Source organism: Bordetella petrii (assembly GCF_017356245.1).
Lineage (GTDB): Bacteria > Pseudomonadota > Gammaproteobacteria > Burkholderiales > Burkholderiaceae_B > Bordetella_A > Bordetella_A petrii_D.
The window spans coordinates 1-458 of the sequence record NZ_JAFMZZ010000012.1 but is presented as its reverse complement, the minus strand read 5'-3'; the positions used below and the strand labels follow the sequence as shown (position 1 = coordinate 458).

Annotated in this window: 1 protein-coding gene; it reads right to left on the bottom strand. The window is 69.9% G+C overall.

The window, feature by feature from the left end; genetic code table 11:
• Nucleotides 1–458: VCBS domain-containing protein (locus tag J2P76_RS23530; protein ID WP_207410710.1), on the bottom strand; the 458-nt coding region annotated here is incomplete at both ends.

The window sequence follows — 458 nt, the reverse complement described above, 5'->3', positions numbered from 1 at the left end:
TCCACATCGGTATCGTTGGCCAGCACCGAGCCCGTGGCATCGACCGCCGGCGAGATCGCCGTGGCCGGCGTGGCCGCGTCCGTATCGTCCTGCGCCTGCGGCGCGTCGTAGCTGCCGGCGATGGTGATGGTCAGCGTGGCCGTATGCGTCAGCCCGGCCAGATCCTGGACGGTGTAGGTATAGGTTTCCTGCAGCGACTGGCCCGCGCGCAGCTGCTGCACCGCCGCCAGCGTATCGTCGACCTCGTAGCGGTACGAGCCATCGGCCTGCAGGATCAGCGTGCCATACTGGCCGACAGCCTCGCCGCCCACGATGCCGGCGGTGCTGCCCGGGTTCTGGATGGCCGACACCACGCTCTGGTCGCCGGCATCCACGTCGCTGTCGTTGTCCAGTACGTTGCCCTCGGCCGGACTGCCCGGGGTCGCATTATCCGTGCCGCCGGCTTCCACGGCGGCGCC